Genomic DNA, 21,592 nt, shown 5'->3' on the forward strand with positions numbered 1-21,592 from the left:
CGTCTGACCTCGGCGGCCGGCAGGCATGACCTGCCGGCCGCCGGGTTGGTGCGAAGCGGGTTGCCGGTTTTCTGGCAGCCCGCTTTTTTGTTTCTGCGTTGACCCCTCAGCGCTTCTGGGGGGTGTAGCAGCTGCCGTGCTCGCGCCGGAAGCGCCCCGGGTACACCGGCGGCGGATGACGGATGGCAAAAAGACCGGCCCGCTCGGCTCTGGCCTTGCGCTGCTCGGCCGCATAGGGGCCGGGGTTGCCGCGTCGGTGGTACGACCAGGCGTGCCCTGCGAGAACCAGCCCGGCGCCGACATCCTCTCCCTCCAGTTCGATGCGGGCCAGCAGGCGCTGATAGTCGTCCTGCCGCACGCCACGCACCAGCACCTGACGCCCCTGCACGCGTCGCTGCAGGGCTTTGCGGGCAGCCACTCCGCCGGGTTGGCAAATTTCAGGCGCGTCCAGCCCCTCGAGGCGCACGTTGACGGGCTTGCTGCCGTCCATCGCCCGCACCCAGACGGTGTCACCGTCCACCACATGGGTCACCACACCGGTCCAGTCGTGCCGCGGCTGTGCGCCCACCACCACCGCCGGCCAGAGGCTCAGCACCACGATGAGCCTGAACACGGACGGCGAAACCCGCCACGACCACTGCGTCATGTCATTCCTGTGGGGCGGCATCTGGCCAGGCTGCGGTCACAATCCAGCCCTCCAGCGGGTCCATCTGCGGCGGCAGTCCGAAAAGCGGCGTGCCCTGTTGCTGCGCCCACGCCGCCTGCATCAGACAAAGCACTGCATCCATGCTGTCGCCACTGGCATCGGCGACCAGGGTGTCGCGCTGAGCATGGCTGAGCTTCAGGCGAAGCGCCAGGCGGGTCTGGCCGTGCTCCAGTGCGGTGATGAGGTCTTTGCGGGCAATCAGGCGCTCCGGTGTCTGTCTGGCGCGGTCATCGCTTTTGTACGACCTTGCGCCGAGCACCTCGCGGGCCAGAAAGCCCGGATAGGCCTCCAGTGCCACACGGCTCGCGTCTCCGCTGTGCAGGCCGGGCAAATGCACACCGGCATCCAGCAGACGCGGCACACCCGCATGAAGCATGTAGGCCACTGGCGGGTTCACCCATTTCATTGAGGGGCTGGCGCCTGCGGGCCGGTCGGTCGCGCGGTGGGCAAACTTCCCGCCTGCGGGGCGGGCATCGCAAAATGCGGCAAAGGTATCCCTGATCTCTGCACGGCTGAGGCTGGCGTAATGACGTATCAACTCGGCCCACTGAGTTGGCCATCCCAGCTGCAGCACCAGTTCACGCGGCAAGCCGAAGGGAAAATCAAAAGCACCGATCCAGGAACGGGGCTGTTGCAGCCAGTGTGCAAAAGCCTCCAGCGATTCGAGCCGCTCCAGTTTTTCGAGCAGCACCCGCCCGCGATCCACCGAGCCGATGGCCATCACGATGGGTTTACGCCGGTCGGGGCGACTGGAAAAATCGCAGCCGACCAGTGTGACTGCTGATGAGGAGGACATCACAGCAGTCACTTCCGGGAACAGTTAATCGCTGCAGGCGCAGTCTGCCAGACGGCAGTGCGCGCAACCGCCCTCGCTCAGACCCGACCGCAGATGGACGCGGTGGCCATCAGGTCTTCGAGCAGCGCGAAAGACACCTTGCCGGAAACCGCGTACGGGTCCAGCTCTGCCTTCTCCGAGTACTTGAGCAGGATGGAGTGGTTGAGCTTGGACAGGTTGACCTGGCCCATGGTCCACCCACTGAAGCGACGCTCCGAAATTTCCTCGAAGTGCAGCAGCACCACATCCTTGTGGCGGGCGTCTTTCTGGATGTGTCCGAACAGCGTGCTGACGGCCATGCGGCCGCCTTCAATCGCCTGCAGGAAAATGCCGCCGCCGTAACACAGGATGCCCGTGATGCCGGACGAAGGGTTGTGCTGGCGGGACTGCGACAGGATGCCTTCAATGGCCTCCGGAGTGGTATCGACCGCGCGGCTTGCGTAGAGTAAACGGACCAACATGGTTAACCTTTTTGGGGAATCAGTGCGAGGAATTCGCGGCGCAGGGTCGAGTCTTTCAGGAACACGCCGCGCATGACGGAGTTGATCATCTTGCTGTCCATGTCCTTCACGCCGCGCCACGACATGCAGTAGTGGCTGGCTTCCATCACGATGGCCAGGCCATCGGGCTGGGTTTTTTCCATGATCAGGTCGGCCAGTTGCACCACGGCCTCTTCCTGGATCTGCGGGCGACCCATCACCCACTCGGCCAGACGCGCGTACTTGGACAGGCCGATCACATTGGTGTGCTCGTTCGGCAGCACGCCAATCCAGATCTTGCCGATCACCGGGCAGAAGTGGTGCGAGCAGGCACTGCGCACAGTGATGGGGCCGACAATCATCAGCTCATTGAGATGCTCGGCGTTGGGGAATTCGGTGATGGTGGGCGCTGGCAGGTAACGCCCCTTGAACACCTCGTTCAGGTACATCTTGGCGACCCGTCGGGCGGTGTTCTGGGTGTTGTGGTCGGTCTCGGTGTCGATCACCAGACTGTCGAGCACGCCCTGCATCTTGACCTCGACTTCATCAAGCAGCTTTTCAAGCTCGCCTGGTTCGATGAACCTGGAGATGTTGTCGTTGGCATTGAAACGCTTGCGCGACTGCTTCAGACGTTCGCGGATCTTGACCGATACCGGCGTGCCTTCGTCGGTCACATCTGCATCTGCATTTGGCAGGGGTGTGGTTGATTTCATAAGCATGTCAGATATTAACAGTCCAAACCTCCAACCATCATGACAGGGGTTTTGGAATCAAACCCTTGCAGGATGTTCGCTCGCAGCTATCAATTCAGGAGCTTCAAAAATCGTGAAAAAGTGCCTGCCCAGCCCGCACACGGCTCAGTACCGCTGCCCTGTGAGCATCAGGGCCAGCCGCATCAGGGCATAGGCCATCCAGCCGCGCACACGCTGGCCGAAAGGCCGGTCGCTGTAGATGGCCGGGTCGATGAACCGCCCCTGTGTGTCCATGGCATGAACCAGTCGGGCGCGCAGGTCGGCCGCGAACACCTTGTCCTCGACCACCACATTGGCCTCGCGGGCCAGCAGCAGGCTGAGCGGGTCGAGGTTGGAAGACCCGACCGTCGCCCAATGCCCATCAATCACGGCCACCTTGGCATGCAGGAAGCTGGCCTCGTATTCGTGGATGGCAATGCCCGCCGACAGCAGCGCGCCATAGACAGGACGCACCGCGTGGTACTGCATGAAGTACTCGTACTTGCCCTGCAGCAGCAAGGTGACCTTCACGCCGCGGCGCGATGCCGCCATCAACGCACGCCGGAGTTTGCCGCCCGGCAGGAAGTAGGCGTTGGCAATGATGATCTCATCGCGCGCACGACCGATGGCCTTGCGGTACGCCCGCTCGATGGCACGGCGATTGAGCAGGTTGTCGCGCAACAACAGCGCCGCCTTGGGACCGGGCCCTACCCCGGTTGTGCCGGTTGCACCGGTACCCCGGCGCACGGACAGCGGTCTCAGTTCTGCCGCGGTACGCCCGCCATAACCACCGGCCTTGAAGCTCTCCCACGCCGCGCTCAGATGCCGCTGCCGCGCGCTGTAGCCGGCCTGCACGCGCCACCAGAGCAGCGCCATCGCGTCAGCCGCCTGGGTGGCCAGCGGGCCAGTCACAGCCACCGCAAAATCAAACCGTGGCGCGCTCAGCTCACCGTGGTTGGGGTCGTAAAAATCATCGAGGATGTTGATGCCGCCGCAGAACAGGGTCGTGAGATCCACCACGCACAACTTGCGGTGCAGCCGGCGCCAGCGCTCCGGAACCAGCAGACCAATCAGGCCCGAGCCCAGCGGCGAGTAGGTCTGCAACTCCACACCCGCGCCGCGCAACTTGTCGAGCCACTCATCAGGCAGTGTTTCGGTGCCCACCCCATCGACCAGCACCTGCACACTCACACCGCGCTGCGCCGCGCGCATCAAGGCCTCAGCCACCTCGGCACCTGCACCATGAAAATCAAAGATGTAGGTCTCCAGCTGGATCCAGCGCTGGGCGCCATCAAATGCCGCCACCAACGCGGGGAACAGCGCCTCCCCGCCTTGCAGCAGGCGAAGGGAATCAGACTTGTGAAGCGCGGACATCAAGAAAGGCCGACATGACGTGCAGCGGCATGATGACCATCGCATCGCCTGCTGGTGCGTCGGGTGAAAAACTCATGAGGCATGCATTGGAACCCGGATACGCCCTGCCGCCCACGGGGAAAAGCCCGATTCCGGCGCTGTAAAGACACCTTTGCACCGCAAGCACCAGCGCATTCAGCCAGTAAACCGCGGCAGCAGCAAGATCGCTTCGGCATTGGAAGGTGAGAAACACCGGTCAGCCGCCTGCTGAAAGGGTAGCCACTGCCAGGCGGTGTGCTCCCGCAGGTCCAGTCGAACCTCAGTGTCTGGCGCGACGCAGAGCCCGAAAACATGCTCGGTGTTGTGGGTAACGCCCGGCGCATAGCGGTGGCGCCACACCGGGTAAATCTCGTACACATTCGACAGCCCCCAGTCCGCCAGGGCATGCGGGTCTGCGCGGATGCCGGTTTCTTCATACACTTCGCGCAAAGCGGTGTCATGCAGCGCTTCGCTGGGGCTGTCGCGGGACCCGGTGACGCTCTGCCAGAAGCCGGGCTGGTCAGCACGCTCAATCAGCAGCACCTCGCGCTGCGGGGTGTGGATCACCACCAGCACAGACTCGGGAATCTTGAAGGCTTTCATTGCAGATCGCCCCCACATTCCCGCGCCAGCATCACGCGACGGGGTTGCGCAGCCGGATGTGCAGTTCGCGCAGCTGCTTCTCGTCCACCGGACTCGGCGCGTGCGTGAGCAGGTCTTGCGCGCGCTGGGTCTTGGGGAAGGCAATCACGTCGCGGATGGATTCAGCGCCTGTCATCATCGTGACGATGCGGTCCAGACCGAAGGCCAGACCCCCGTGCGGCGGCGCGCCGTACTGCAGCGCGTCGAGCAGGAAGCCGAACTTCAGCTGCGCTTCTTCGGGGCCGATCTTCAGCGCACTGAACACCTTGCTCTGCACATCGGCGCGATGGATACGCACCGAGCCACCGCCCAGCTCCCAGCCGTTGAGCACCATGTCATAGGCCTTGGCGATGCAACGACCCGGGTCGGTGTCCATCCAGTCTTCATGGCCGTCCTTGGGCGCCGTGAACGGATGGTGCACCGCGCTCCAGCGCTGGGCCTCATCGTCGAACTCGAACATCGGGAAGTCCACCACCCACAGCGGCTTCCAGCCTTTGGTGACCAGACCGGTCTTCTTGCCGAACTCGCTGTGACCGATCTTCAGGCGCAGCGCGCCGATGCTGTCGTTCACGATCTTGGCCTTGTCGGCACCGAAGAACAGAATGTCACCATTCTTCGCGCCGGTGCGCTCCAGGATTTGCGCAATCGCCGCATCGTGCAGGTTCTTCACAATGGGGCTCTGCAGGCCATCACGCCCCAGGCTGACGTCATTGACCTTGATCCACGCCAGACCCTTGGCGCCGTAGATCTTGACGAACTCGGTGTAACCATCGATCTCGCCGCGGCTCATCTCGGAGCCACCGGGTACGCGCAGGGCCACGACCCGGCCACCCGGCGTCGTCGCAGGCGTGCTGAACACCTTGAAGTCCACGCCTGCCATCACATCGGTGAGCTCGGTGAATTCGAGGTTCACGCGCAGGTCCGGCTTGTCGGAGCCGTAGCGGTGCATGGCTTCGGAGTAGGCCATGACCGGGAACTCGCCCAGATCGGTGTTCAACACGGTCTTGAAAATGTTGCTGATCATTCCCTGGAACAGATCGCGGATTTCCTGCTCTCCCATGAACGAGGTTTCGATATCGATCTGGGTGAACTCCGGCTGGCGGTCAGCGCGCAGGTCTTCGTCGCGGAAGCACTTGGTGATCTGGTAGTAGCGGTCAAAGCCCGAGACCATCAGCAGCTGCTTGAACAACTGCGGGCTCTGCGGCAGCGCGAAGAACATGCCTTCATTGACACGGCTGGGCACCAGGTAGTCGCGCGCACCTTCGGGCGTGCTCTTGGTCAGCATCGGGGTCTCGATGTCGATGAAGCCGTTGGCGTCGAGGAACTTGCGGGTTTCCATCGCCACGCGGTAACGCAGCATCAGGTTGTTCTGCATGTACGGGCGGCGCAGGTCCAGCACGCGGTGTGTGAGGCGGGTCGTCTCGGACAGGTTGTCGTCGTCCAGCTGGAACGGCGGCGTGACGCTGGGGTTGAGCACGATCAGCTCGTGGCACAGCACCTCGATCTTGCCGCTTTTCAGGTTGTCGTTGGTGGTGCCTTCGGGCCGGGCACGCACCACACCTTTGACCTGCACGCAAAATTCATTGCGCACGCCTTCGGCGGTCTTGAACATCTCGGCGCGGTCCGGGTCGCAGACGACCTGCACATAGCCTTCGCGGTCGCGCAGGTCGATGAAGATCACGCCACCGTGGTCACGGCGACGGTTCACCCAGCCGCACAGGCTCACGGTCTGGCCCAGCTGGCTTTCGGTCACCAGACCACAGTAACTGGAACGCATGGGAGCAACTTGGGTATCAGCGATGGCCATAAAAATCTCGGACTTTCAGCGCCTGGGGCGCGGTGTTGCAAATATCGCGGCGCTATGCCGTGGTTCAGACGGAATCAGACAGGAGGAAGCGGCGGACGGACGGTCTGCTTGGGCACAACCACCCCCATGGAAATGACATAGGTGAGCGCCTCGTCCACGCTCATGTGCAGCTCGATGCAGTCGCTGCGCCTGAGCATGACGAAGTAGCCACCAGTGGGATTGGGCGTGGTAGGCACATACACGCTGAGATAGTCGCCCTGCAGGTGGTTGGCCACATCGCCGCCGGGCTGCCCGGTCTGGAACCCGATGGTCCAGACGCCTTCACGTGGCCACTGCACCAGCAATGCCTTGCGGAAGGCATTGCCGTTCTCGGAGAACAGCGTGTCGGAGACCTGCTTCACGCTCGAATAAATGGAGCGCACGATGGGAATGCGGCTCAGGAATGAGTTGCCCCAGCTGACCAGCTTCTTGCCGAAGAAATTGCTCGTGATCGCGCCCATGACCAGCACGATGAGCAGCGTCAGCAGCACCCCAAAGCCGGGCAGGTGAAAGCCGATCAGCTTGTCCGGGTGCCAGTGGCTGGGCAGGATCAGCAGGGTCTGGTCGAGGGTTCCGACAATCCAGTCAAGCACCCACAGGGTGATGGCCAGTGGCACCAGCACCAGCAGACCCGCGAGCAACCACCTTCGGACAGCGCTCATCACGATGGTTTGGCAGTCGACGTGCTGCTGGTTGTGGATGCCGTGGAGGTGGCAGCCGGGGCGGCTGGTGCGGGCGCTGCCGCAGCGGAAGTGGCTGCCGCAGGCGTGGCCGCGGGTGCACTGGAATCGGCTTTGCTGTCGCCGCCAGCCGGACTTTCCACCGGATTGGCCGGTGGCACAGCCGCCGTGTTGCCGCCGCGAAAATCCGTCACGTACCAGCCGGAGCCTTTGAGCTGAAAGCCGGCAGCAGTGACTTGCTTGCTGAATGTGGACGCCCCGCATTGCGGACAGTCGGTCAGGGGCGCATCCGAGATTTTCTGCAAAACGTCCTTGGCATGCCCACAGGACCCGCATTTGTAAGCGTAGATTGGCATAGTGCTGAAGGGTTTTTGGCGAGTTTTGGCGAGTTTCCGGACAGGTCTCCGGCGGAAACTGGCAGAAAAAGCCTGCCAGATGCAAAACCCTCAATTATAGGCGCTGTGCACCTCTTCAGTTGCCTTGCAGCTGCCCTCCAGCCCAGACTCAGAACAGACGAATCCGCAGGATGAACTGCATCACCATCAGGCCCAGCGCAAAACCCAGCCCGCCATAGATCAGCGCCTGCAGCAGCCGGTTGGTGCGCCGCTGTTCGGCCAGCAGGGCGTCGAGTTCCTGCCGCGACACCCCGGGCGGGGCCTTGAGGTACTGGGTGATCAACCGCGGCAATCCCGGCAGCAGCTTGGCGTAGGTCGGTGCCTCGGCCTTGAGCTGGGCCAGCAGCTTCTCGGGCCCGACCTGCTCCAGCATCCAGCGCTCCAGAAACGGCTTGGCCGTGCTCCACAGGTCGAGGTCCGGGTCCAGGTCACGGCCAAGCCCTTCGATGTTGAGCAGGGTTTTCTGCAGCAGCACCAGTTGCGGCTGGATCTCCACGTGGAAGCGCCGCGAGGTCTGGAACAGCCGCATCAGCACCAGACCCAAAGAGATTTCCTTCAGTGGCCGGTCAAAGTAAGGCTCACAGCAGGCGCGAATGGCGGCTTCCAGCTCGTCGACCCGTGTGGTGGCCGGCACCCAGCCCGACTCCAGGTGCAGCTCGGCCACACGCTTGTAGTCGCGCCGGAAAAAGGCGCTGAAGTTCTGCGCCAGGTACTCCTTGTCCACCTCGGTGAGCGTGCCCACAATGCCGAAGTCCAGCGAGATGTAGCGCCCAAAGGTGGCAGGCGCGAGACTGACCTGGATATTGCCCGGGTGCATGTCGGCGTGGAAAAACCCGTCGCGAAATACCTGGGTGAAAAAGATCGTCACGCCATCGCGCGCCAGCTTCTTCATGTCCACGCCCGCATCGCGCAGGCGCTGCGTGTGGCTGATGGGCACGCCCTTCATGCGCTCCATCACCATGACGTCGGGCATGCAGAAGTCCCAGACCATCTCGGGAATCATCACCAGATTGAGGTCCTGCATGTTGCGCCGCAGCTGCGCGGCATTGGCCGCCTCGCGCAGCAGATCAAGCTCATCGTGCAGGTACTTGTCGAACTCAGCGACCACCTCGCGGGGCTTCAGGCGCTTGCCATCTGCCGATGCGCGCTCGACCCAGCCAGCCATCATGTGCATGAGAGCCAGGTCTTTCTCGATCGCCGGCAGCATGTTGGGGCGCAGCACCTTGACGGCCACCTCCCGCCCACCGGGCAGGGTGGCGAAGTGCACTTGGGCAATCGATGCACTGGCCACCGGCGTCTGCTCGAATGACGCAAAAATGCGGTCCAGCGGGCGCCCGAAGGCTTTCTCGATGATGGCCACGGCCAGCGACGACTCGAACGGCGGCACACGGTCCTGAAGGCGGGCCAGCTCGTCCGCAATATCGGCGGGCAGCAGGTCGCGGCGGGTGGACATCACCTGACCGAACTTCACGAAAATCGGCCCCAGCGCCTCCAGCGCCAGACGCAAGCGCTCGCCGCGCGGTGCGCGCAGATTGCGCCCAAGCGAAACGATACGGGTCAGGCGCCGAAGCCAGGGGTGCGCGAAGCTGGAAAGAACCAGTTCATCCAGTCCGAACCGCAGCACGGTCCAGACGATGAACACCCCCCTGAAAAACCGGTTCATGCAGACGCCCTGGTCGAGGCTGGCGCTGCCGGGTCAACAGGGGGCACCGAGACACCCGTGCCACCTGCACCTTGTGCAAACGGCGTCTTGCGCAAAAAGTCTCGCAGGCCCGACACCGCACGCCGGCCAAAATCGCCGAGCGCATGGGCAGGCACATCACCGATCACGCGGGAGAGGTCTTCTTCCACATCCCAGCGCAGGTTTTCCGCCAGCCAGCCGATGTCGGCAGCGAGTTGCACGTCGCCTTCGATGGTCACTGGCGGGCGCTGGCCAGACAGCAGCGATTGAACCGCGCTGAGCGGCGAGTCGCCCTCCACCACCAGACGCAAATCGGGGGTCACTGATGGGGAAGCACGGTCCACCAGCCCGGCAGGTGTGATCAGCAAATCAAGAGAGAAAACGCCCCACTGCAGATGAACCACCCGGCCCTTCTGGCGCACCAGCCGGTCCTGGGCCTGTTTCTCCTGCATCAACACATGGTTCAGGAACAGCACCAGCCGGTGCTGCCCCTCATCCACAGCCCATGCAGGCGGCTGAAAGCGGGAGGCGAGGGATTCCAGAAATGAAAGGGGGGATGTGGTGTTCATACGACCGCCGATTTTGACATGGCCCCCGCGGTCGCGCACTTGGCTTGGCGCCTGTGGCAGATGCCTGTGCCTTGCACTGGAAAGACGATCGCCTGTTGATCGCCCGGCAAAGCCGGTTCACGACTCACGCCGGGTTAAAGAGCTCAGTGAGCTGAGCAGCGTGGGGTATTTCACCAGCAGGTGCCGCGGAACCGGCTCCGCCGGGCCGCAGGCACCGCCCCCTTGAGGGGGGGAACGGGCTACACGAAGTGAGCCCGGACGGGGGTGTTTTATTGCAGTGCTTGCACGCCCGCCACCAGCCAACCACCACTGCCGGTGCGTGGCTTGGTCATGTTCCAGACTTCGCGGAACGGGCTGGCGCCCGCCGATGCATCTTCGCGGATCATGCCGGAGAACTCGACGCTGGCCATGTAGACGTCGCTGAGCTCTTCGATGCCAAGCAGTTGGGCATCGAGCATCACGACATCGGTCTTGTTCACGACACCGCCGGTGTGCGACTCGCGATCAGCAAGCTGGGTCTTGATCTGCTCAAGCATCTCGTCGGTCATCATGGCGCGCAGGCTCTGAATGTCGGAACGGTCCCATGCGTCCTGCAGCGTCACGAAATTTTTCTTGCTGGCGCTCAGGAAGCCTTCTGCGTCAAAGCCTGCAGGAATGCCCCAGGACTGGTTGCCCAGCAGCGAGGAGCCAATGATGGATCCAGAACCGGAGGAGCCCGACGCGTACTTGCTGGCTTCGAACGCCGTGCTGTTGCGCTCCCAGGGGCGTGCGGACGAGTCATTGCCCACGTTCTCAGGGCTGTAGTTGCGTGGCGTCACTGCGTTGGGGCCACCTGCGCCTTGAAAGGCCAGTGGCGACCGCGCCGCACCGGCGCCAGCCGCTCCACCCTTGAGCTTGCGCATCACAAAGCCGACCACCACCATGATCAGCAGGGCCAGCAGCGCGAACATGATGATCTGGCCAAATTCCTCGCCAAGTCCCAGAGACGATGCCAGCCAGGCCAGACCCAGGCCAGCCGCGAGACCGCCGAGCATCGCGCCCCAAGGCTTCTTGGGCGCGGCTGCGGCCGCTGGTGCGGCAGGCTTGGCGGCCGAGTTGGTCGCCGTGGCGGGCGCGGCAGGCGCCGCGTCACGCTTGGTCACGTTCGACGATTGCTTGCCGAAAGACGAGCCGCCGCCCAGGCGCTTGGCCTCGGCCACGTGGCTTCCGAATGCCAGGGTGATGGCGAACACCGAAGAAATGATTCCAGTCCAGACTTTTCTCATACCGTCTCCTTGATGACTACTCTGCGCGAAGTGCGCGCCTGATGCAACGCACAAAACAATTCAAAACAAACCGTTCAAAACCTGCTCAACACTTGATTCCAACATGCAATGCTACTAGACCACCCGTCATGTTGTGATAGTCCACATGGCCAAAACCACCTTTGTGCATAAGGGCTTTCAGCTCGTCCTGGCCCGGATGCATGCGGATGGATTCCGCCAGGTACTGGTAACTGGCCGCGTCGTTGGCCACCAGCTTGCCCAGTTGGGGCAGCACCTTGAAGGAATACCAGTCGTAAATCTTCTCCATGGGCTTGGCCACTTTGGAAAACTCCAGCACCATCAGCTTGCCGCCCGGCTTGATCACGCGGTTCATTTCGCGCAGGGCTTCGTCCTTGTGTGTCATATTGCGCAGGCCGAAGGCAACGGTGACCAGATCAAAGCTGGCGTCGGCAAACGGCAGGTGCTCGGCATCGCAGACCAGGGTGGGCAGGGACACGCCAGCGTCGAGAAGGCGGTTGCGGCCTTCGCGCAGCATGGCTTCATTGATGTCGGTGTGCACAACGCGGCCACCGGGCCCGACCTGGGGGGCAAACGCCAGTGCGAGGTCGCCGGTGCCGCCAGCGATGTCCAGCACCTGCTGGCCTTCCTTTACGTTGGCCACCCTGACGGTGTAGGCCTTCCACGCGCGGTGCAGCCCCATGGACATCAGGTCGTTCATGACGTCGTACTTTGGCGCCACGGAGTCGAACACATGGCGCACGCGACTGGCTTTCTCGCGCTCGTCAACCGACTCGAAACCGAAATGGGTGGTGCTCATAAGATGAATGCTAGAGGGCAAAGGCATTTGGAGCCGCGACAACCCCGTTTTCACCCGGGGCATTGCCGGGATTTATCCCCGAAAAACAACAGGACGATCACAACAGGAAGGTCGCTCAAAGGCGCTGTACAGCGGCCACGCCAAAGAGCCCCCGACGCAAAGGGACCAGCGTCCGATCAATGACTGCCGCAGGCGTGGCCCCCAGCCTGAACCATAGGCGCGTCGCGGTCCACGCCGGCGGCCTGCAAGCGGCGCTGGTACTCAGCCCACAGGCTGTCCTGGTCGGCGCCGAGGTGGTACAGGTAGTCCCACGAAAAAATCCCGCTTTCGTGGCCGTCCGAAAACACCGGCTTGACCGCGTAGTTACCGACGGCTTCCAGTTCCTGCAGCGTGACGTTGCGCTTGCCGGTCTGCAGCACTTCCTGCCCGGGGCCGTGGCCCTGCACTTCGGCAGACGGCGAATACACCCGCATCAGCTCCAGCGGAATGCGAAAACTCGCACCGTCAGAAAAATCAATCTCGAGCACACGGGACTGGTTGTGCACCGTGAGTGCTGTGGGTGTCGGGGCGCCTGCTTGAAGTCCGGCCATGGTGGATGCTGCTTTCTGAAATCAAATGAGACAAACGAGGCTGACGCACTGTCAGGTAACGGCCGCCATGCTGGCGAGCTTACCGTTGACGGTCTCGCAACGCCTGGCGATTTCGCCCAGCCGGGCGTCGTCGAGGGGCCTGACGGCCGCCGCCCACACCGGCGCCGGGAAATGGCTGTCCCAGTCAAACCGGGCAATCACGTGCCAGTGCAGATGCGGCACCACATTGCCCAGCGCGGCGAGGTTGATCTTGGTCGGCTGCAGCTCCTGCCTGAGCGTCTTCTCGACGTGGAGCACGGCGCGCATGCAGGTGTCGCGTGCGGCATCCGTCAGGTCCGAAAACTCGGGCACATGGCGGTTCCAGATGACACGGTAGAAAGCCGGAAAGCCCTTCTCGTCGGCCTGGATGACGCGGAAGTCGTCGCAGCGGAATACCACGCGCCCGCCGTCGGCATCACACAGTGCACAGCCTTCCACCTTCGCCGTCATGGCCACCGCCACTACACCAGCACCCGCTCGATGCCGCCGTGGTTGGCTGCCTCCACATACGTCGGCAGCCAGTCCTTGCCGAGAATCTGGTTGGCCATTTCCACCACGATGTAATCGGCTTCGAGCAGGCCGTTCTGCAGGTCATTGCCGTAGCGCGACAGGCCCTGCAGGCAACTCGGACAGCTGGTGAGAATCTTCACGTTGTCCTGGGCGCCGACAGCGCCGGAGGCGCGCAGCTGCGCTTCGCCTTTTTGCAGTTCTTCTTCCTTGCGGAAACGGATCTGCGTTGAAATGTCGGGCCGTGTCACGCCCAGCGTGCCAGATTCGCCGCAGCAGCGCTCATTCTTCAGCACGTTGTCGCCCAGCAGCGCCTTGACGGTTTTCATCGGCTCCTGCAACTTCATCGGGCTGTGGCAGGGGTCGTGGTAGAGGTAACCGGCCCCGGGCTGATCGGTGCGCAGGGTAATGCCTTTTTCGAGCAGGTACTCGTGGATGTCGATGATGCGGCAGCCCGGGAATATCTTGTCGAACTCATAGCCCTGCAACTGGTCATAGCAGGTACCGCAGCTCACCACCACCGTCTTGATGTCGAGGTAGTTCAGTGTGTTGGCCACGCGGTGGAACAACACCCGGTTGTCGGTGATGATTTTCTCGGCCTTGTCGAACTGGCCACTGCCGCGCTGCGGGTAACCGCAGCACAGATAGCCCGGTGGCAGCACCGTTTGCACCCCCGCATGCCACAGCATGGCCTGCGTGGCCAGGCCCACCTGGCTGAACAGGCGCTCCGAGCCGCAACCGGGGAAATAGAACACCGCTTCGGTTTCCGCGGTGGTGTTTTTCGGGTTGCGGATGATGGGGACGTAGTCCTTGTCTTCGATGTCCAGCAGGGCGCGCGCGGTCTTCTTCGGCAGGCCACCCGGCATCTTCTTGTTGATGAAGTGGATGACCTGTTCCTTCACCGGCGCCTTGCCCACGGTGGCGGGCGGCTTGTTGGTCTGCTTGCGCGCGACCTTGCGCAGCAGGTCGTTGGCCAGGCGTTGTGCCTTGAAGCCGACATCGACCATGGCGCTGCGCATCACCTTGATGGTTTGCGGGCTGGTGGCATTCAGGAAAAACATCGCCGCCGCGTTGCCGGGCCGGAAGGACTTCTGGCCCATCTTGCGCAACAGGTTGCGCATGTTCATCGAGACATCGCCAAAGTCGATGTCCACCGGGCAGGGCGTGAGGCACTTGTGGCACACCGTGCAGTGGTCGGCCACGTCTTCGAACTCTTCCCAGTGCTTGATACTCACGCCGCGTCGGGTCTGCTCTTCATACAGAAAGGCCTCGACCAGCAGCGAAGTGGCCAGGATCTTGTTGCGCGGGCTGTACAGCAGGTTGGCGCGCGGCACATGCGTGGCGCAGACCGGCTTGCACTTTCCGCAGCGCAGGCAGTCCTTCACGCTGTCGGCAATCGCGCCGATGTCAGACTGCTGCATGATCAGCGATTCATGACCCATCAACCCGAAGCTGGGGGTGTAGGCATTGGTCAAGTCGGCATGCATGTCCGGGTCGGCGTCGCGCAGCAGCTTGCCCTTGTTGAAGCGGCCTTCGGGGTCGACGCGCTGCTTGTAATCGCTGAACGGCTTCAATTCTGCGTCGGTCAGGAATTCGAGCTTGGTGATGCCGATGCCGTGCTCGCCGGAAATCACGCCGTCAAGCGAGCGGGCCAGCACCATGATGCGGGCCACCGCTTCGTGCGCCGTCTGCAGCATCTCGTAGTCGTCGCTGTTGACCGGCAGGTTGGTGTGCACATTGCCGTCACCGGCATGCATGTGCAGCGCCGCCCAGACGCGGCCCTTGAGCACGCGCTGATGGATGGTGTTGCACTCGTCCAGAATCGGCAGGAAGGCGCCGCCGGTGAAGATGGCCTGCAGCGGCGCGCGGATCTGGGTTTTCCAGCTGGCGCGCAGGGTGTGGTCCTGCAGCTGCGGGAAGTATTCATTGACCCCGGCCAGCCAGCCGCTCCAGAGCATGCGCACATCGGCAATCACCGCCAGCGCCTGCGACACGCGGTCTTCCAGCAACTCGGCCGAAGGAATGTCGTTGGCATCGTCGGACTTGCCCAGCGGCAGGTTGCCATGGCGGAAGAAGGTCTCCAGCTCGTCGCACAGGCGAATCTTGTTGCGCAGGCTGAGCTCGATGTTGATCTGCTCGATGCCGTCGGTGTACTCGGCCATGCGCGGCAACGGAATCACCACGTCTTCATTGATCTTGAAGGCGTTGGTGTGGCGGCTAATGGCAGCAGTGCGCTTGCGGTCCAGCCAGAATTTCTTGCGGGCTTCGGCGCTGATGGCCACAAAGCCCTCGCCGCTGCGGGAGTTGGCAATGCGCACGATCTCGCTGGTGGCGCGCGCCACCACATCGGCGTCGTCACCGGCGATGTCGCCGATCAGCACCATCTTGGGCAGGCCGCCGCGCTTGGACTTGGTGGCGTAGCCGACGGCGCGCAGGTAGCGGTCGTCCAAGTGCTCCAACCCAGCCAGGATGGCGCCGCCGCGCTTGTGCTCGGCGAACATGAAATCCTTGATTTCCACAATGCTCGGGACAGCGTCGCGGGCGTTGCCGAAAAACTCCATGCACACCGTGCGCGTGTGGGCCGGCATGCGGTGCACGATCCAGCGGGCGCTGGTGATCAGGCCGTCACAGCCTTCTTTCTGGATGCCGGGCAGGCCGCTGAGGAATTTGTCGGTGACGTCCTTGCCCAGGCCTTCCTTGCGAAAGCTCTTGCCCGGGATATCGAGCCGCTCGGTGCGCACCGGCGTCTTGCCGTCGGCTTCGAAATACTTCAGCTCGAAGCTAGCCAGTTCGGCGTCATGGATCTTGCCCAGGTTGTGGTTCAGGCGCGTGACTTCCAGCCACTGCGCCTCGGGCGTAACCATGCGCCAGGAGGCGAGATTGTCCAGCGCCGTGCCCCAGAGCACCGCTTTCTTGCCGCCCGCATTCATCGCGATGTTGCCGCCGATACAGGACGCCTCGGCCGAGGTCGGATCAACCGCAAACACAAAGCCGCCGCGCTCTGCGGCATCGGCCACGCGCTGGGTCACCACGCCGGCTTCGGTCCAGACGGTAGCCACAGGCTCTGGCAGGCCGGGCAGCGAGACCATCTCGACTTCCGTCATGGCTTCGAGCTTCTCGGTGTTGATCACCGCCGACTTCCAGGTCAGCGGAATCGCGCCGCCGGTGTAGCCGGTACCGCCGCCACGCGGAACAATCGTCAGTCCGAGTTCGATACAGGCCTTGACGAGGCCCGCCATCTCGGTTTCGGTGTCGGGGGTAAGTACCACAAAGGGGTACTCCACGCGCCAGTCTGTCGCGTCGGTGACATGCGAGACGCGCGACAGGCCGTCGAACTTGATGTTGTCTTTCAGCGTCAGCTTGCGCAGCTTGCGCTCGGTCTGGCGGCGCAGGGCGGCCATGTCTTCAAACGATGCAGAAAACCGGCTGACAGCACCGCGCGCGGCGTGCAGCAGTTCCCCGACGATGCCGTCGCGCTGGGCGTCGTCATCGGGTGTGCGACGTTTTTCAATCTCACCGAGGCGGTGCAGCAGCGCGTCAACCAGCAGCTTGCGGCGCTTGGGGTTGTCCAGCAGGTCGTCCTGCAGATAGGGGTTGCGCTGCACCACCCAGATATCACCCAGCACCTCGTAGAGCATGCGGGCCGAGCGACCAGTGCGGCGTTCGTCACGCAGGCGGTTCAGCAGGTCCCAGGCGGGCGCGCCGAGCAGGCGAATGACCACCTCGCGGTCTGAGAACGAGGTGTAGTTGTAGGGAATCTCGCGGATGCGGGTTTCACCTGCTTTTGCCGGGTCGGCAAAAACGTTCAGTTCTTGAAGGGTAGTAGGGGCATTCATTGGGAAAAGCCACCCCTTTTCACGCGTATCCGTGCGTGACTGGAGCAGTCGCTTATGTTACCGCAGGGGGCTCATTTGCCCGGTCTGGCACCACATGACCCCTTGGGTTCTCATGGAAACCCCCGTTGTGGACCTGTTGGCAAGTGACTTAAATCTGTTTGTCACAAACAGTGCCTACCCTCATGGGTTTAACCTGAAATGCCTTAATCCGCGACTTTATCCGCGACCTTTTTCCCCCTTTACTCAGGAGCCTGCATGAAAAAACGTCTTTCCGCCCTCGCCTTCTCCACCCTGGCGCTGGCCCTTCCGCTGTCCAGCCACGCCCAGACTGAAATCCAGTGGTGGCATTCCATGGGTGGCGCCCTCGGCGAATGGGTCAACGACCTCGCCAAGGACTACAACGCCAGCCAGTCCCAGTACAAGATCGTGCCCACGTTCAAAGGCAGCTACGACGAATCGATGACGGCCGCCATCGCGGCCTTCCGCTCCGGCAATGCGCCGCACATCCTGCAGGTGTTCGAGGTCGGTACCGCCACCATGATGGCCAGCAAGGGCGCCATTGTTCCGGTGGGCAAAATCATGAACGACGCCGGCGTGAAGTTCGACCCGGCCGCCTACGTGCCAGCAGTGGCTGGCTACTACACCGCCCCCAACGGCCAGATGTTGAGCTTCCCGTTCAACAGCTCCACGCCAGTGTTCCACTACAACAAGGACGCGTTCAAGGCGGCCGGCATGGACCCCGAGAACCCACCCAAAACCTGGCCTGAAGTGGCGCTGGCCGCCGGCAAGCTCAAGGCAGCGGGCCACAAGTGCCCATTCACCACCAGCTGGGTGAGCTGGACGCAGCTGGAAAGCTTCGCCGCCTGGCACAACACCGAGTTCGCCACCAAGGGCAACGGCATGCGCGGCATTGATGCCCGCCTGAATTTCAATAGCCCGCTGCACGTTCGCCACATCGACAACCTGGCCAACATGGCCAAGACCGGCCTGTTCGTCTACAAAGGTCGCGGCAACGCGGCAGACGCCACTTTCGTGTCGGGCGAATGCGCCATGGTCACAGGTTCCTCGGCGCTTTACGGCAACATCAAGCGCAACAGCAAGTTCGCTGCCGGTATCGGCACCCTGCCCTACTACCCGGATGTGGCAGGTGCACCGCAGAACACCGTGATCGGCGGCGCCAGCCTGTGGGTGATGTCCGGCAAGAAGGCCGACGAATACAAAGGCGTAGCGCAGTTCTTCGCGCACCTGTCCAAGCCGGCAGAAGCCGCCAAGAGCCACCAGCGCACTGGCTACCTGCCAGTCACCATCGAGTCGTTCAAGCTGACCGACAGCAGCGGCTTCTACAAGCAGAACCCGGGCACCGATGTGTCGGTGACGCAGATGATCCGCAAGACGACCGACAAGTCGCGCGGTATCCGCTTGGGCAACTTTGTGCAGATCCGCACCATCAATGACGAGGAACTGGAGCAGGTCTGGGCCAGCAAGAAGTCGGCCAAGGATGCGCTGGACTCCGCGGTCAAGCGCGGCAACGAGCAGCTCGAGCGTTTCGAGAAGGCTAACAAGTCCTGACCGGGCGGCCCGGCTCTCTGACCGGGCCCGGCCCCACCCGCCCTGCGACCGACACCACGGGCCAGGGCGGTTTTTGCTTTTGAAGCCTGTTCCTCGCTGCTGTTCCCTGTTCCTTCTACTGAGCTACTGAGCTGAATCCCCATGGAAAAACGCGTTCGGTTCAAGTCAAGCTGGCTGCCCTGGGTGCTGATTGCACCGCAGATGGCGGTGGTGCTGGTGTTTTTCTTCTGGCCGGCCGCACAGGCGCTGTACCAGAGCCTGCTCACCCAGGACCCGTTTGGCCTGTCCACCGAGTTCGTGGGTCTGGAGAACTTCAGGCGCCTGTGGTCTGACAGCACCTACCTCGCATCGTTCAAGACCACGGCTGTTTTCTCGATTCTGGTGGCGGTGATCGGCCTGTCGATTGCGCTGATGCTGGCCGTGTTTGCCGACCGTGTGCTCAAGGGCGCCGCTGTCTACAAGACCCTGCTGATTTGGCCTTATGCCGTGGCTCCCGTGGTCGCCGGCGTGTTGTGGATCTTCATGTTTGCATCGCCGATGGGCGTAGTGGCGTTTTACCTGCGGGCCATGGGCATCGAATGGAATCACCTGCTGGACGCCGACCACGCCATGACGCTGATCGTGGCCGCAGCGGTGTGGAAGCAGATTTCCTACAACTTCCTGTTCTTCTTGGCGGGTCTGCAGTCCATTCCCAAATCGCTGATTGAAGCGGCCGCCATTGACGGCGCCGGCCCATGGCGCCGTTTCTGGTCCATCGTGTTCCCGCTGCTTTCGCCCACCACCTTCTTCCTGCTGGTGATCAACATCGTCTATGCCTTCTTTGAAACCTTCGGCATCGTCGACGCCACCACACAAGGCGGGCCTGGCAAGGACACCGCCATTCTGGTCTACAAGGTCTATTACGACGGCTTCAAGGCGCTCGACATGGGTGGTTCAGCCGCGCAATCGGTGGTGCTGATGGTGGTGGTTATCACGCTCACGGTGATCCAGTTCCGCTTCGTCGAGAAGAAAGTGCAGTATTGAGGCCCAGCCATGATTGAAAAACGCCCCGGCCTCACCATCCTGTCGCATGCCGTCCTGATTCTGGGCGTGCTGGTGGTGGGTTTTCCGCTCTACCTCACGCTTGTCGCCTCCACGCAGACAGCGGAGCAGATTGCCCAGTCCTTCCCGATGTCGCTGCTGCCGGGCACCAACATGCTGGAAACCTACCGGACCGCCCTCTTCGGCGGTGAGACCAGCGCTGGCAGCAAGATACCGGCCGCTGCACCCATGATGTGGGTGAGCCTGATGAGCGCGCTGATCATCACCATCGGCAAGATTGCCATTTCGCTGCTGTCGGCCTTTGCGATTGTCTATTTCCGTTTTCCGCTACGCAACCTGGTGTTCTGGATGATCTTTGTCACGCTGATGCTGCCGGTCGAGGTGCGTATCGGGCCGACGTATGAGGTGGTGGCCAATCTGGGCATGCTGAACTCCTACGCTGGCCTCACCGTGCCGCTGATTGCCTCGGCCACCGCCACCTTTCTGTTCCGCCAGTTTTTTCTGACGGTGCCGGATGAACTGGTGGAGGCGGCGCGCATGGACGGCGCCGGTCCGATGCGGTTTTTCAAGGATGTGCTGTTGCCGCTGTCCCGCACCTCGATTGCGGCACTGTTCGTCATCCAGTTCATCTACGGCTGGAATCAGTATCTGTGGCCCCTGCTGGTGACCACCGAGGAGAGCATGTACCCTGTGGTGATGGGCATCAAGCGCCTGATCGCCGGCGAGTCCTACACCGAGTGGAACGTGGTGATGGCCACTGCCATCCTCGCCATGCTGCCGCCAGCGCTGGTGGTGATTCTGATGCAGCGCTGGTTCGTCAAGGGTCTCGTGGACACAGAGAAATGAACCACCCCCGAAGCGCCTTCGGCGCCTCCCCCTCAAGGGGGCGACGCCAGCAGCCCGGCAGAGCCGGTTCTGCGGCGTCCGCTTGAATTCATACACCAAAGACAGTCTTCATGGCATCCATACAACTCAAAAACGTCATCAAAAAGTACGGCAGCGGCAAAACCGAACTGCAGGTCATTCACGGCGTCAACGCCGACATCGCCGACCGGGAGTTCATCGTCATCGTCGGCCCCTCGGGCTGCGGCAAATCGACACTACTGCGCATGGTGGCCGGCCTGGAAGACATCTCCGGCGGCGAGATCAGCATTGGTGGCCGCGTGGTGAACAACCTGGAGCCCGCCGAGCGTGACATCGCCATGGTGTTCCAGAACTACGCGCTCTACCCGCACATGACGGTGTTCGACAACATGGCCTACGGCCTGAAGATCAAGAAGGTGCCGATCGCCGAGATCAAGCAGCGCGTGGACAAGGCGGCAGGCATCCTCGAGCTGGGCCACCTGCTGGCCCGCAAACCGCGCGAGCTCTCCGGCGGCCAGCGCCAGCGCGTCGCCATGGGCCGCGCCATCGTGCGCCAGCCACAGGTGTTCCTGTTCGACGAGCCGCTGTCCAATCTCGACGCCAAGCTGCGCGCACAGACCCGGCTGGAGATCCAGAAGTTGCACCGCGAACTCGGCATCACCTCGCTGTTCGTCACGCACGACCAGGTCGAGGCAATGACGCTCGCGCAGCGAATGATCGTGATGAATGCCGGCAACATGGAGCAGTTCGGCACGCCGGAAGAGGTTTACTCGCGCCCCGCCACCACCTTTGTGGCCAGCTTCATCGGCTCCCCACCGATGAACCTGCTGAAGTCCGCCCCTGGCGGCAAGCCGGGCCAGATCACTGGTGTGCGGCCCGAACATCTGGACATCGGCCCCAGCGGCTGGGCGCTGCAGGTCGAAACCGTCGAACTACTCGGCGCCGAGCGACTGGTTCACGCACGACTGGGCGAAGAACGGCTCATCATCCGCACCCACGAAGACCAGCCCGCACCCGCCGTGGGCAGCATCATCCATGCGCTGCCGCGCGAAGATCGCATGCATTACTTCGACGCACAGACGGGTCAACGGATATGATAGACGCCACA

Annotated in this window: 20 protein-coding genes; 4 read left to right on the plus strand and 16 right to left on the minus strand. The window is 62.7% G+C overall.

Translation table 11 applies throughout. The annotated features are described in order from the left end of the window. Positions 1-106: 106 nt before the first annotated feature. From AAG793_RS09435 to AAG793_RS09510, 16 genes are all read right to left on the minus strand, one after another. Positions 107-646, minus strand: coding sequence for a thermonuclease family protein (locus tag AAG793_RS09435; RefSeq protein ID WP_341907168.1), 540 nt, complete (start codon positions 644-646; stop codon positions 107-109). Between the two features lies 1 nt (position 647). Further along, complete coding sequence (locus AAG793_RS09440; RefSeq protein WP_341907170.1) at positions 648-1,502, minus strand: DUF429 domain-containing protein; 855 nt, start codon at positions 1,500-1,502, stop codon at positions 648-650. A gap of 77 nt (positions 1,503-1,579) precedes the next feature. Continuing rightward, positions 1,580-2,002: a BLUF domain-containing protein gene (locus AAG793_RS09445; RefSeq protein ID WP_341907172.1), complete on the minus strand. Its 423-nt coding sequence runs from the start codon at positions 2,000-2,002 to the stop codon at positions 1,580-1,582. Between the two features lie 2 nt (positions 2,003-2,004). Then, complete coding sequence (gene folE, locus AAG793_RS09450) at positions 2,005-2,739, minus strand: GTP cyclohydrolase I (protein WP_341907175.1); 735 nt, start codon at positions 2,737-2,739, stop codon at positions 2,005-2,007. Positions 2,740-2,877: 138 nt separating this feature from the next. Next, positions 2,878-4,125: a cardiolipin synthase ClsB gene (gene clsB, locus AAG793_RS09455; RefSeq protein ID WP_341907178.1), complete on the minus strand. Its 1,248-nt coding sequence runs from the start codon at positions 4,123-4,125 to the stop codon at positions 2,878-2,880. Between the two features lie 174 nt (positions 4,126-4,299). Then, complete coding sequence (gene nudB / locus AAG793_RS09460; RefSeq protein ID WP_341907182.1) at positions 4,300-4,746, minus strand: dihydroneopterin triphosphate diphosphatase; 447 nt, start codon at positions 4,744-4,746, stop codon at positions 4,300-4,302. A gap of 31 nt (positions 4,747-4,777) precedes the next feature. Further along, positions 4,778-6,562: an aspartate--tRNA ligase gene (gene aspS / locus AAG793_RS09465; RefSeq protein ID WP_341907184.1), complete on the minus strand. Its 1,785-nt coding sequence runs from the start codon at positions 6,560-6,562 to the stop codon at positions 4,778-4,780. 104 nt (positions 6,563-6,666) lie between these two features. Further along, the gene (locus AAG793_RS09470) at positions 6,667-7,293 is read right to left on the minus strand and encodes a DUF502 domain-containing protein (protein ID WP_341907186.1); all 627 of its coding nucleotides are present in this window, start codon (positions 7,291-7,293) and stop codon (positions 6,667-6,669) included. Then, the gene (locus tag AAG793_RS09475; RefSeq protein WP_341907188.1) at positions 7,293-7,667 is read right to left on the minus strand and encodes an FmdB family zinc ribbon protein; all 375 of its coding nucleotides are present in this window, start codon (positions 7,665-7,667) and stop codon (positions 7,293-7,295) included. Before AAG793_RS09475 ends, AAG793_RS09470 begins: the two co-directional genes overlap by 1 nt. Before the next feature lie 148 nt (positions 7,668-7,815). Next, entirely contained in the window at positions 7,816-9,369 is a 1,554-nt protein-coding gene (ubiB, locus tag AAG793_RS09480) for a ubiquinone biosynthesis regulatory protein kinase UbiB (RefSeq protein ID WP_341907192.1), read from the minus strand. Further along, entirely contained in the window at positions 9,366-9,956 is a 591-nt protein-coding gene (locus AAG793_RS09485; RefSeq protein WP_341907194.1) for a hypothetical protein, read from the minus strand. The genes ubiB and AAG793_RS09485 overlap by 4 nt, the downstream gene beginning before the upstream one ends. 269 nt (positions 9,957-10,225) lie before the next feature. Beyond that, on the minus strand, positions 10,226-11,221 hold the full coding sequence (locus AAG793_RS09490) for a Tim44-like domain-containing protein (RefSeq protein WP_341907197.1): 996 nt from the start codon (positions 11,219-11,221) through the stop codon (positions 10,226-10,228). 85 nt (positions 11,222-11,306) lie between these two features. Next, positions 11,307-12,038, minus strand: coding sequence for a bifunctional demethylmenaquinone methyltransferase/2-methoxy-6-polyprenyl-1,4-benzoquinol methylase UbiE (ubiE, locus tag AAG793_RS09495; protein ID WP_341907199.1), 732 nt, complete (start codon positions 12,036-12,038; stop codon positions 11,307-11,309). Between the two features lie 176 nt (positions 12,039-12,214). Next, positions 12,215-12,628 (minus strand): DUF971 domain-containing protein, encoded by a 414-nt coding sequence (locus AAG793_RS09500; RefSeq protein WP_341907202.1) that lies wholly within the window; start codon positions 12,626-12,628, stop codon positions 12,215-12,217. A 51-nt stretch (positions 12,629-12,679) separates the two neighbouring features. After that, a complete protein-coding gene (locus AAG793_RS09505; RefSeq protein WP_341907205.1) occupies positions 12,680-13,117 on the minus strand; it encodes an HIT family protein in 438 nt (145 codons plus the stop codon). Positions 13,118-13,128: 11 nt separating this feature from the next. Further along, positions 13,129-17,010, minus strand: coding sequence for an FAD/FMN-binding oxidoreductase (locus AAG793_RS09510; RefSeq protein WP_341907206.1), 3,882 nt, complete (start codon positions 17,008-17,010; stop codon positions 13,129-13,131). A gap of 255 nt (positions 17,011-17,265) precedes the next feature. Here AAG793_RS09510 and ugpB point away from each other — a divergent pair, with 255 nt between their 5' ends. The 4 genes from ugpB to ugpC all read left to right on the plus strand — a co-directional run bounded on the left by ugpB (position 17,266) and on the right by ugpC (position 21,581). After that, complete coding sequence (ugpB, locus tag AAG793_RS09515) at positions 17,266-18,579, plus strand: sn-glycerol-3-phosphate ABC transporter substrate-binding protein UgpB (protein WP_341907209.1); 1,314 nt, start codon at positions 17,266-17,268, stop codon at positions 18,577-18,579. Positions 18,580-18,720: 141 nt separating this feature from the next. Next, positions 18,721-19,602 carry a sn-glycerol-3-phosphate ABC transporter permease UgpA gene (gene ugpA, locus AAG793_RS09520; protein ID WP_341907212.1) on the plus strand — a complete coding sequence of 294 codons (882 nt, stop codon included), beginning with the start codon at positions 18,721-18,723 and terminating at the stop codon, positions 19,600-19,602. 9 nt (positions 19,603-19,611) lie between these two features. Beyond that, on the plus strand, positions 19,612-20,466 hold the full coding sequence (ugpE, locus tag AAG793_RS09525) for a sn-glycerol-3-phosphate ABC transporter permease UgpE (RefSeq protein ID WP_341907214.1): 855 nt from the start codon (positions 19,612-19,614) through the stop codon (positions 20,464-20,466). 110 nt (positions 20,467-20,576) lie between these two features. Beyond that, on the plus strand, positions 20,577-21,581 hold the full coding sequence (gene ugpC / locus AAG793_RS09530; protein WP_341907217.1) for a sn-glycerol-3-phosphate ABC transporter ATP-binding protein UgpC: 1,005 nt from the start codon (positions 20,577-20,579) through the stop codon (positions 21,579-21,581). Positions 21,582-21,592 lie beyond the last annotated feature (11 nt).

This window comes from Polaromonas sp. YR568 (assembly GCF_943372955.1).
Lineage (GTDB): Bacteria > Pseudomonadota > Gammaproteobacteria > Burkholderiales > Burkholderiaceae_C > Polaromonas.